Genomic DNA, 9,924 nt, shown 5'->3' with positions numbered 1-9,924 from the left:
ATCCTATGGCCTCCTGATCGACCAGATCGGCGAAGTGCTGCGGCTCGCCGAGGACGGCATGGAAGAAAACCCCGTCAATCTCGACCCCCGCATGGCCAAGCTCGCCGGCGGTGTCCACCGTCTCGACGGCCAGCTCATGGTCGTCCTCGACGTCGATCGCGTCCTCGAGCTCGCGCCCGAGATGATGGCGGCCTGATACGCCGGCACATCCGCCGACGTACCTGCAATTGGAAGTGCCCCCGCAAAAAGGGGGAGAAGCAGAGGTTCACATGCGAACTTGTCTCGTCGTTGATGATTCCAGCGTCATCCGCAAGGTTGCGCGCCGGATCCTGGAGGGCCTCGACTTCCAGATCCTCGAAGCCGAGGACGGTGAGAAGGCGCTGGAGGCCTGCAAGCGCGGCTTGCCCGATGCGGTCCTGCTCGACTGGAACATGCCGGTGATGGACGGCTACGAGTTCCTCGGCCATCTCCGGCGCATGCCTGGTGGCGACCAGCCCAAGGTGGTGTTCTGCACCACCGAGAACGACGTCGCGCATATCGCGCGCGCGCTGCACGCGGGCGCCAACGAGTACATCATGAAGCCTTTCGACAAGGACATCGTGACGGCGAAATTCCAGGAAGTCGGCCTTATCTGAGACCGCCCCGGAGGCTGAACGGCTCCTTCGGCGTTTGTTTTCAACTGACCGTTTCAGTCTGAGTTGGTGAGTAATGAGTGTTGCGTTCGCAGGTAATTCGACCCCGGGCTCGTCGCGGGAAGCCGGGCCGTTGCGGGTGATGGTCGTCGATGACTCCGTCGTCATCCGTGGTCTGATCTCGCGCTGGATCGGTGCCGAGCATGACATGGAGGTCGCGGCGTCGCTGCGTACCGGGCTCGAGGCGGTCAACCAGATCGAACGCATCAACCCCGACGTTGCCGTGCTCGATATCGAAATGCCCGAGCTCGACGGTATCTCCGCGCTGCCGCAACTGCTGGCGAAGAAGCGCGATCTCGTCATCATCATGGCCTCGACGCTGACCCGCCGTAACGCGGAGATCAGTTTCAAGGCGCTGTCGCTCGGCGCGGCCGACTATATCCCGAAGCCGGAATCGACGCGCGAGGCGTCGGCTGCGGACATCTTCCATCACGACCTGATCCAGAAAATCCGCCACCTCGGCGCACGGCTGCGCCGCAAGCCCGCGGTTGCGAGCCCGCCGCTTGCGCCCGCAAGCCCGGCTCCGGCTGCACGTGGACCGCTTGTCGCGCGGCCTGCCGCGTCCGCGGCGGCTCCGGCCCTGCATGCGCCGTCGTCGTCCTCGCCGCTGTCCACGCGTCCGTTCTCGACCCAGGCACCGAAGGTGCTGCTGATCGGCTCATCGACCGGCGGTCCTCAGGCGCTGATGGCGCTCGTCGCCGAGCTCGGCCCCGTGATCGACCGCGTCCCGGTGCTGATCACGCAGCACATGCCGCCCACCTTCACCACCATTCTCGCGGAGCATCTGGCACGCACGAGCCGCAAGCCGGCAGCCGAAGCCGTCGACGGCGAGCCGGTGAAGCCGGGTCGCATCTATCTTGCGCCGGGCGGCAAGCACATGCGCGTCGTGCGTAGCGGCGCCGACGTGGCGATCGCGCTCGACGACGGTCCCGCAGTCAATTTCTGCAAGCCCGCGGTCGATCCGCTGTTCACCTCCGCCATCGATATCTGGCACGGCGCCATCCTCTCCGTGATCCTGACGGGCATGGGCTCGGACGGCATGCGCGGCGGCAAGGACATCGTCGCCGCCGGCGGTAGCGTGATCGCGCAGGACGAAGCTTCCAGCGTGGTCTGGGGCATGCCGGGCGCGGCGGCCAATGCCGGCATCTGCGCGGCGATCCTGCCGCTCAACCAGATCGGCAGCCGGGTCAATCGCCTGTTCGCGGGAGACCGCTCGTGACGCCGGTTGACTACGACTATCTGCGCAAATTCCTGAAAGAGCGCTCCGGCCTCGATCTCTCGCCGGACAAGCAGTATCTGGTCGAGAGCCGGCTGCTGCCGCTGGCCCGCAAGGCGAGCCTCGCCGGAATCCCCGATCTCGTGCTGAAGATCAGGAACGGCGACGGGCGGCTTGCGAGCGACGTGGTCGAGGCGATGACCACCAACGAGACCTTCTTCTACCGCGACAAGATCCCGTTCGATCATTTGCGCGAAACGATCCTGCCGGGGCTGCTTCGGGCGCGCGCGGCGCGCAAGTCGCTGCGCATCTGGTCGGCGGCCTCGTCGACGGGACAAGAGCCCTATTCGATCGCGATGTGCGTGAAGGAGATGGGCGCAGCCTTCGCCGGCTGGCGCATCGAGATCGTCGCCACCGATCTGTCGCAGGAGGTGCTGGAGAAATCCAAGGCCGGCGTCTACAGCCAGTTCGAGGTGCAGCGCGGCCTGCCGATCCAGCACCTGATGAAATACTTCACGCAAGCGGGGGAGGTCTGGCAGCTCAATGCCGACATCCGCGCGATGGTGCAGTTCCGCCAGCTCAATCTGTTGCAGGACTTCTCCCATCTCGGCACGTTCGACGTGATCTTCTGCCGCAATGTGCTGATCTATTTCGACCAGGACACCAAGGCCGTGATCTTCGAGCGCATGGCGAAGGTTTTGGAAGCCGACGGTACGCTGCTGTTGGGCGCCGCCGAATCCGTCGTCGGCATCACCGACGCGTTCCGCCCGATCGCCGAGCGTCGTGGTCTCTATCAGCTCAACCCGACGCGCTCCGGCCGCCCGATGGGCGGATTGATGCCGCCGTCGTTGAAGGTTGCAGCGGCGCGGTGAGATGCGTTCTTCCCTTTCTCACAAGGGGAGAAGGGAAGAAGAGGCACTTCACAAAATCGCATGGGGCAGAAACCGCGAGCCGTTGCCGGTGATCGGGCTCTCGTCCTCGCGGATCGATAGGCCGCAGGGTTCGTGATCGACCAGCCAGCTTCCCACCACCGGATAGAAGTCTGAGAAGTTCGGCAGCGGCGCGAGCGCCTGCCGCACGAATCCTTCGGCGCCGTAGGGGCCTGCCTGCTCGTCGAGCGGCATTCCGACTGATACCAGCGTGACGTTGGCGCCTTCGCGCGACAGCAGTGGCTTGCGCACATAGGAGCTGCCGAGCTCGGCTGCCCGCGGATCGTCCTCGAAGAACGTCGGCAGCAGATTGGGATGGTTCGGAAACATCTCCCAGAGCAGCGGCAGGATGCCCTTGTTGGAGAGCACCGCCTTCCACGGCGGTTCGATCCAGCGTGTCGATGCGTCCTTGAGCTTTGCGCCGAAGCTGTCGTGGAACATCCATTCCCAGGGATAGAGCTTGAAGGCGAGCCCGATATCGCGGTCGTCGAGATCGACGAAGCCGCCGGCGTCATTGCGCCAGCCGATCGCCTCGATATCGAGCAGCGTGGTCGCCAGTCCGGCCTGGCGCGCTGTGTCTTCGAGATAAGCGAGCGTGCCGGCGTCCTCCTCATTGCCCGTGGTGCCGGTGAGATGGACATGGCGGCTAGCTGCAATCTGCTTCCAGGCTTCGATCAGTCGTTCGTGGATGGAGTTGAACTGGTCGGCCCGCGACGGGATGATGCGCCGTTCAATCGCTTGTTCGAGCCAGGTCCATTGAAACACAGCGGCTTCGAAAATCGAGGTCGGCGTGTCGGCGTTGTATTCGAGCAGCTTTGCCGGTCCCTTGCCGTCGAATTTCAGATCGAGCCGGCCATAGAGGCTGCGGTCGTCTCGTGCCCAGCTCTCGGCGATCAGGCTCCAGAACGCGTCCGGTATTTTCAAGCGCTGCAGATGGCGCTCGTCGCCGATGACCCGGCCGGCGAGCTCCAGGCACATCGCGTCGATCTCGCCGGTCGGCGCCTCGATGCCGCGCTCGATCTCGTCGAGCGTGAAGGCATAGTAGGCGCGCTCGTCCCAATAGCGCTCGCCGTCGATGGTGTGGAAGGCGAAGCCGCATTGTTCAGCGGTCTGCCGCCAGTCGTCGCGCTCGGGGCAGACGATGCGTTGCATGGGTCAGCCGCCGCCAGAGAAGCCATGACCAAACGAGCCGAAGCCGCCGCGGCTCACGCCGCCGGAGCCTGAATCGGACGAGGCTCCGGACGAGGAATGGCTCGAGGAGTCGCTGCTGAAGAAACTCGATCGCGACGACCAGCGCGAGCTGCCGCCGCCGCCCGACGAGCTACTTCTGCTGCTGCAGGCGGTGCTCGCCTGCACCGGCGCGGCTCCGGAGACCGTGGCGCCGGGGACTATCGCACCGGTAGCGGAGGGCTCGCAATTGTGCCGCGGCATCAGCGTGTAGGCGGTGGTGCCGACCGCAATCGAGCCCATCACCAGCAGCGCGACATGGCGGGAGCGCTTCACCGGCTGTTGTGCAGGCGGCGGTCCGGCCGCCGGCCGGCGCTTGCCGAACTCCTTTTTGGAGGGCTTGTCGGCCATGTCAGTAGATCATGCAGGCGGCGTTGAGCAGGCCCGCGGCGAGCGAGGACAGGCCGAGCCAGATCGCGGGTGCAAGCTCGCCGGCCGCGATCCGCGCCGGCAGATTCGGCACCGGCACCCTCACCAGAAAGAGCACGATGATCTGCACGATCAGCGCGATGACCGCCCAGATCAGGCAATCCAGCACATTGGCCGAATGCGCGATGGCGCTGACCAGCGGCGCCACGAAGCCGAGCAGGCTGAGGCCGAGTGCGATCGCCGCGGCCGGCTCGTTGTCCCGGATCAGCTGGAATTCGTTGTAGGGCGTGATGCGGGTGTAGACGAACAGATACGTCACGATCGCGATCAGCCCGGTGCAGAAATAGACCAGGAAGGCGGGCAGGCCGGCGAGTGATTGCAAGATCATCGTTCCCCCATCGTGCAGCGACCATTCGTCGGCGGGGGAAGGATAGCGGTTCAACGGCGGCAGGACGATGAGGCCGCGTTCGTGTCCCCAAAAAACAAAACCCCGCCATTTGCGGCGGGGTCCAGGCTGGGAGGAGCAAGCCCCGAAGGGCTCGCGGGTAAAACCCAGGATCAGGCGGGAATGCGCTCTTCGACCTCGTGCGGCTCGCGCAACACGTAGCCGCGGCCCCACACCGTTTCGATGAAGTTGCGGCCTTCGGAGGCATTCGCGAGCTTCTTGCGGAGCTTGCAGATGAAGACGTCGATGATCTTCAGCTCGGGCTCGTCCATGCCGCCATAGAGGTGGTTGAGGAACATTTCCTTGGTGAGGGTCGTGCCCTTGCGGAGCGAGAGCAGCTCCAGCATCTGGTATTCCTTGCCGGTCAGATGCACGCGCTGGCCGCCGACTTCCACCGTCTTGGTGTCGAGGTTGACGACGAGGTCGCCGGTCTGGATGACCGACTGGGCATGGCCCTTGGAGCGGCGCACGATCGCGTGGATGCGGGCAACCAGCTCGTCCTTGTGGAAGGGCTTGGTCATGTAGTCGTCGGCGCCGACGCCGAGACCCTTGACCTTGTCCTCGATGCCGGCGAGGCCGGAGAGGATCAGAATGGGTGTCTTGATCTTGGAGACCCGGAGCTGCTTGAGCACGTCGTAGCCGGACATGTCGGGCAGGTTGAGGTCGAGAAGGATAATGTCGTAATCGTATAATTTACCGAGATCGACGCCTTCTTCCCCCAAATCGGTCGTGTAGACGTTGAAGCTCTCAGACTTCAACATCAGCTCGATCGACTGCGCGACGGCGCTGTCATCTTCAATCAGCAAAACGCGCATGCCAGTTCCCCATAGTCGCCGCTCCTGGGCGTCAGGTCGGCCGCATTCGCGGCACACAACAAAACGCCTTTGAACAACTGATTCGGATCCTGACAACAGATGGTTAACAAATTCTGATTCTGGAACGCAAGCCCTGTAGATGCAATTTTCGTCGAATCGCCCTAAGGTCTTGTGTGCGAAGCAGCTTTCGTTATCCGGTTGCGTTCAAGTTCCACTTTAAGAGACGGGCCTAACCGACTCCCGCGACTCAGCCTTCTTCTGAAGGGGAGCCACGCTCAGTCACAAAGACAGTGACGCAATGATTAACGATGCGGGTAAACACGAAGTTAAGCGCCGTTCAGAAATATGGCGAAACTTAAGGTTTTCGCCACGAAGCCCCGGATTATGAAGGCGATCACCTCATGAAGGCCCTCTAATGAAGGCTCTTGCCGAACAGATCGGCGATATTGACGGCATCAATATTTATGGCCGTGTGGTTGGCGTGCGCGGCCTGATGGTCGAGGTGGCCGGACCGATCCATGCGATGTCGGTCGGCGCGCGGCTCGTGATCGAGACCGGCGGCAACCGTTCCATCCCCTGCGAGGTGATCGGCTTCTCCGGCAACAACGCCGTCGTGATGCCGTTCGCCGGCCTCGACGGCGTGCGGCGCGGCTGCAAGGCCGTCATCGCCAATGCCGCAAATCAGGTGCGGCCTTGCGCGGCCTGGCTCGGCCGCGTCGTCAATGCGCTGGGTGAGCCGATCGACGGCAAGGGGCCGCTGCCGCAGGGCCCGGCGCCGATGCCGTACCGCAATTCGCCGCCGCCGGCGCACTCGCGCAAGCGCGTCGGCGCGCCGCTCGATCTCGGCGTGCGCGCGATGAACACCTTCCTGACCTGCTGCCGCGGCCAGCGCATGGGCATCTTCGCAGGCTCCGGCGTCGGCAAGTCGGTGCTGCTGTCGATGCTTGCGCGCAACGTCGATGCCGCCGTCAGCGTCATCGGGCTGATCGGCGAACGCGGCCGCGAGGTGCAGGAATTCTTGCAGGACGATCTCGGCGAGGAGGGCCTCGCGCGTTCCGTGGTCGTGGTCGCGACCTCCGACGAGCCGGCGCTGATGCGCCGCCAGGCCGCGTATCTGACGCTCGCGGTCGCCGAATATTTTCGCGACGAGGAGCAGGACGTCCTCTGCCTGATGGATTCGGTGACGCGCTTTGCGATGGCCCAGCGCGAGATCGGCCTGTCCGCGGGCGAGCCGCCGACCGCCAAGGGCTACACGCCGACCGTGTTCACCGAGCTGCCGAAGCTTCTGGAGCGCGCCGGCCCGGGCCTCGGAGAGGGCGCCATCACCGCGATCTTCACGGTGCTGGTCGATGGCGACGACCATAACGAGCCGATCGCGGATGCCGTCCGCGGCATCCTCGACGGCCACATCGTGATGCAGCGCTCGATCGCCGAGCGCGGCCGCTACCCCGCCATCAACATCCTCAAATCCGTCTCCCGCACCATGCCGAAATCGGCCGACCCGCAGTTCTGGCCGACCATCCAGAAGGCGCGGGCGGTGATGGCGACCTATGCCGACATGGAGGAATTGATCCGTCTGGGCGCCTACCGCGCCGGCTCCAGCCCCGAGGTCGACGAGGCGATCCGCCTGCACGAGCCGCTGGAAGCCTTCCTGCGCCAGCGCAAGGACGAAAATGCATCGCTGGCGGACGGCTACCGCCAGTTGGCGCAAATCCTCGGCAATTTGGAAACGGAACGCTAACTTTGTCCCGTCATCATCCCATCCCACAGAGTAGCAGAGCCGGTCTTGGCCCCCGTCGGGCCTGTGGGGAGACCGGTGTTGTCCCAATGTGTGTGTTTCTTGCAGCCAAGGGACTTCTGGGGAGTACGAGTCGATGAAGTCACGTGATACCCTCATCCGCCTGAAGAAGTTTCAGGTCGACGAGAAGCGCCGCCGGGTCAGCCAGATCGAGACCATGATCGCCGACTTCCAGCGGATGTCGACCGATCTTGAACGCGAGATCTCGACCGAGCAGGAGCGCGCCGGGATCAACGATCCCTCGCACTTCGCCTATCCGACCTATGCCAAGGCTGCCATCCAGCGTCGCGAGAACCTGACCCGCTCGGCCGACGAGCTGAAGGGCCAGCTCGACGAAGCCAAGGCTGCACTGGCCGAAGCCTTCGAGGAGCTGAAGAAGGTCGAGCTCCTCGACGAGCGCGATCAAGCCCGCGAACGCGCCGAGGAAAACGCCCGCGAGCAGGCCGATCTCGACAGCATCGGCCTGATGCGTGCCCGCATGGGCGCCGTCGCCTGAGACGCTAGCCGCCAGACCTGCGAGAATTTGCAGAACCCGGACCCATGGGTCCGGGTTTTTGCATGTGCTGTCCACAGTGTGCCGCCGCGCCCCCTTGGTGGTCGGCTTTGTCGCGCGCTATGGTGGCGGAGTGCCAGGGCCTGCGCGGAACGCGACGGGCTGCGCATTGGGGGGCTGAATGCTGACGCCAGCAGAGCTGGTCGGGCTGATTGGGGCGGTGGCGCAGGGCGATCAGGCCGCGTTCGAGCGCCTCTACGTCGCCACGCGCGCGAAACTCTATGGCGTCGTGCTCCGTATCTTGCGCCGACAGGATCTCGCAGAGGAGGTCATTCAGGAGACCTACGTCAAGATCTGGAACAGCGCCGGCCAGTTCAATCCCGCTCTCGCGTCGCCGATCACTTGGATGGCGTCGATCGCGCGCAACCGCGCCATCGACATCGTGCGCAAGAAGACGGAAGTCTCCATCGAGGAAGAGCCGCAGGCGATGGAAGTCGCAAGCGACAGCCCCGATCCGCTGGCGCGGCGGGAGATGACTGAGGAATTGAGACGGCTGCTCGAATGTATCGGCCGGCTCGAGCCGGACCGTCAGAGGCTCGTGCTTCTCGCCTATTACAACGGCTGGAGCCGTGAGCAACTGGCGGAGAAATTCGCGGCGCCCGTCAACACGGTGAAGACGTGGCTTCGGCGCAGCATGTTGGATATTCGCGAATGTCTCGGGTTATGAGATTCGGACTATGAGAGCTCATACGGTGAGGGTGGGTCTGGACCGCAAGTGATGGCCTATACGGAGGACCATATCGCGCTCGCCGCGGAATATGCGCTCGGCACGCTCGACGCCGGCGAGCGCGCGCAGGTCGAGACCATGATGGCGGTGGACAAGGGGTTCGCCGATCTGGTGCAGGCGTGGGCATTCCGCCTCGGCGTCCTCAACCAGATGGTCGGCTCGATCGAGCCGCGTCCGATCGTGTGGGAGAACATCAGGTCCGAGCTCGCGCGGACGGGCTTTGCGCAGGATCCGCCAGCGCTGCCGGACGCAGCACCGCCGCCACCCGTGCCGGAGTTTTCCTCGCCCGACACCATGCCTCCGCAGGTGCCGTCGGAGACTATGCAGCAACCGCCGCCGCAGCCTCCCGAAGTGGAGCAGCCCGCCGCGGCGCGACTTGAGTCCGATGCGATACCCGACGTCGTGCCGATCTTCATGCCGCAGGTCCACGCGCCGAACCCGGATGTCGTGCGTGCGCCACCGCCGCCGGTTGCCGACAACAGCAACGTGATCCGGCTCGAGGGCCGCGTGAAGCGCTGGCGCACCATCGCATCCGCCGTCGGCGCGCTCGCGGCCGCGCTGCTCGTGACGCTGTCGCTTCAGATCTTCCTGCCCGACGCGCTGCCGGGCGGCTTGCGACCGCCAGCGCGCATCCAGACGGTCGAGGTGAAGACACCGGCGCCGCTCCCGGTATCGTCGCAATATGTCGCGCTGTTGCAGGGCCAGGGCGGAGGTCCCGCCTTCATCCTCACCATCGACGGTGCGAGCAAGAACTTTACGGTGCGCAAGGTCGGCGCGACACCGGAGCCCGGCAAGAGCTTCGAGCTCTGGCTGATCTCCGACAAGCTGCCGCGTCCGCGCTCGCTCGGCGTGATCGGCGCCGGCGATTTCACCGCACGGCCGGTGCTTGGTTCGTACGATGCCGACGTCGTCAACGGTGCGACCTACGCCGTCACCGTCGAGCAGGCGGGCGGTTCGCCGAACGGCCAGCCGACCTCGGCGCCGGTGTTTTCCGGCAAGCTGATCGAGACCGTGCCGCCGTCGCAGCCGCCCGCCAAGAAGTAGGTTTCCATTGTCGTCCGGGCGAAAGCCAGGACCTTACCCCAAGTGCTTGTTGCAAGAGTGAGCGGTGGCCACACGGGTGGGCAACCACTCAATCCGGGGTAATGGGTCC

The 9,924-nt window shown here is 64.7% G+C and carries 12 protein-coding genes; 8 read left to right on the top strand and 4 right to left on the bottom strand.

Annotated features, from left to right (window positions below; all coding sequences use genetic code 11):
- The 4 genes from IVB48_RS07095 to IVB48_RS07080 all read left to right on the top strand — a co-directional run.
- A partial coding sequence (locus IVB48_RS07095; RefSeq protein ID WP_247282563.1) for a chemotaxis protein CheW occupies nucleotides 1–196 on the top strand: 196 nt, incomplete at its 5' end.
- Between the two features lie 73 nt (nucleotides 197–269).
- Entirely contained in the window at nucleotides 270–635 is a 366-nt protein-coding gene (locus tag IVB48_RS07090) for a response regulator (protein WP_007600538.1), read from the top strand.
- Nucleotides 636–708: 73 nt separating this feature from the next.
- Nucleotides 709–1,911 (top strand): chemotaxis response regulator protein-glutamate methylesterase, encoded by a 1,203-nt coding sequence (locus tag IVB48_RS07085; RefSeq protein ID WP_247398860.1) that lies wholly within the window; start codon nucleotides 709–711, stop codon nucleotides 1,909–1,911.
- Complete coding sequence (locus IVB48_RS07080) at nucleotides 1,908–2,780, top strand: protein-glutamate O-methyltransferase CheR (RefSeq protein WP_247398857.1); 873 nt, start codon at nucleotides 1,908–1,910, stop codon at nucleotides 2,778–2,780. The genes IVB48_RS07085 and IVB48_RS07080 overlap by 4 nt, the downstream gene beginning before the upstream one ends.
- Nucleotides 2,781–2,828: 48 nt before the next feature.
- Here the strand turns inward: IVB48_RS07080 and IVB48_RS07075 are convergent, their stop codons facing one another.
- From IVB48_RS07075 to IVB48_RS07060, 4 genes are all read right to left on the bottom strand, one after another.
- Entirely contained in the window at nucleotides 2,829–3,989 is a 1,161-nt protein-coding gene (locus IVB48_RS07075; RefSeq protein ID WP_247398854.1) for a glutathionylspermidine synthase family protein, read from the bottom strand.
- A gap of 3 nt (nucleotides 3,990–3,992) precedes the next feature.
- Nucleotides 3,993–4,415 carry a hypothetical protein gene (locus IVB48_RS07070; protein ID WP_247398851.1) on the bottom strand — a complete coding sequence of 141 codons (423 nt, stop codon included), beginning with the start codon at nucleotides 4,413–4,415 and terminating at the stop codon, nucleotides 3,993–3,995.
- Nucleotide 4,416: 1 nt separating this feature from the next.
- Nucleotides 4,417–4,821, bottom strand: a complete 405-nt coding sequence (locus tag IVB48_RS07065; protein WP_027568203.1) for a DUF350 domain-containing protein — start codon at nucleotides 4,819–4,821, stop codon at nucleotides 4,417–4,419.
- A 170-nt stretch (nucleotides 4,822–4,991) separates the two neighbouring features.
- Nucleotides 4,992–5,693, bottom strand: coding sequence for a response regulator transcription factor (locus tag IVB48_RS07060; protein WP_007600544.1), 702 nt, complete (start codon nucleotides 5,691–5,693; stop codon nucleotides 4,992–4,994).
- A 415-nt stretch (nucleotides 5,694–6,108) separates the two neighbouring features.
- Between IVB48_RS07060 and fliI the strand changes: the two genes are divergently transcribed.
- From fliI to IVB48_RS07040, 4 genes are all read left to right on the top strand, one after another.
- A complete protein-coding gene (gene fliI, locus IVB48_RS07055) occupies nucleotides 6,109–7,434 on the top strand; it encodes a flagellar protein export ATPase FliI (protein WP_106946294.1) in 1,326 nt (441 codons plus the stop codon).
- Nucleotides 7,435–7,567: 133 nt separating this feature from the next.
- Nucleotides 7,568–7,987: a flagellar export protein FliJ gene (gene fliJ, locus IVB48_RS07050; RefSeq protein WP_007600546.1), complete on the top strand. Its 420-nt coding sequence runs from the start codon at nucleotides 7,568–7,570 to the stop codon at nucleotides 7,985–7,987.
- Between the two features lie 178 nt (nucleotides 7,988–8,165).
- On the top strand, nucleotides 8,166–8,711 hold the full coding sequence (locus tag IVB48_RS07045) for a sigma-70 family RNA polymerase sigma factor (RefSeq protein WP_027568201.1): 546 nt from the start codon (nucleotides 8,166–8,168) through the stop codon (nucleotides 8,709–8,711).
- A gap of 51 nt (nucleotides 8,712–8,762) precedes the next feature.
- Nucleotides 8,763–9,815, top strand: coding sequence for an anti-sigma factor (locus IVB48_RS07040; protein WP_247398848.1), 1,053 nt, complete (start codon nucleotides 8,763–8,765; stop codon nucleotides 9,813–9,815).
- Nucleotides 9,816–9,924 lie beyond the last annotated feature (109 nt).

The organism is Bradyrhizobium sp. 76 (assembly GCF_023073025.1).
Taxonomy (GTDB): domain Bacteria; phylum Pseudomonadota; class Alphaproteobacteria; order Rhizobiales; family Xanthobacteraceae; genus Bradyrhizobium.
Note: the sequence above shows the minus strand (reverse complement) of the source record. Positions and strands in the feature narration are given on the sequence as shown.

Excerpts from the sequence above, each read along its gene's own strand:
- IVB48_RS07090 (WP_007600538.1), top strand. The coding sequence starts at position 270 with ATGCGAACTTGTCTCGTCGTTGATGATTCCAGCGTCATCCGCAAGGTT.
- IVB48_RS07085 (WP_247398860.1), top strand. The coding sequence starts at position 709 with ATGAGTGTTGCGTTCGCAGGTAATTCGACCCCGGGCTCGTCGCGGGAA.
- IVB48_RS07075 (WP_247398854.1), bottom strand. The coding sequence starts at position 3,989 with ATGCAACGCATCGTCTGCCCCGAGCGCGACGACTGGCGGCAGACCGCT.
- IVB48_RS07070 (WP_247398851.1), bottom strand. The coding sequence starts at position 4,415 with ATGGCCGACAAGCCCTCCAAAAAGGAGTTCGGCAAGCGCCGGCCGGCG.
- IVB48_RS07065 (WP_027568203.1), bottom strand. The coding sequence starts at position 4,821 with ATGATCTTGCAATCACTCGCCGGCCTGCCCGCCTTCCTGGTCTATTTC.
- IVB48_RS07060 (WP_007600544.1), bottom strand. The coding sequence starts at position 5,693 with ATGCGCGTTTTGCTGATTGAAGATGACAGCGCCGTCGCGCAGTCGATC.
- fliI (WP_106946294.1), top strand. The coding sequence starts at position 6,109 with ATGAAGGCTCTTGCCGAACAGATCGGCGATATTGACGGCATCAATATT.
- fliJ (WP_007600546.1), top strand. The coding sequence starts at position 7,568 with ATGAAGTCACGTGATACCCTCATCCGCCTGAAGAAGTTTCAGGTCGAC.
- IVB48_RS07045 (WP_027568201.1), top strand. The coding sequence starts at position 8,166 with ATGCTGACGCCAGCAGAGCTGGTCGGGCTGATTGGGGCGGTGGCGCAG.
- IVB48_RS07040 (WP_247398848.1), top strand. The coding sequence starts at position 8,763 with ATGGCCTATACGGAGGACCATATCGCGCTCGCCGCGGAATATGCGCTC.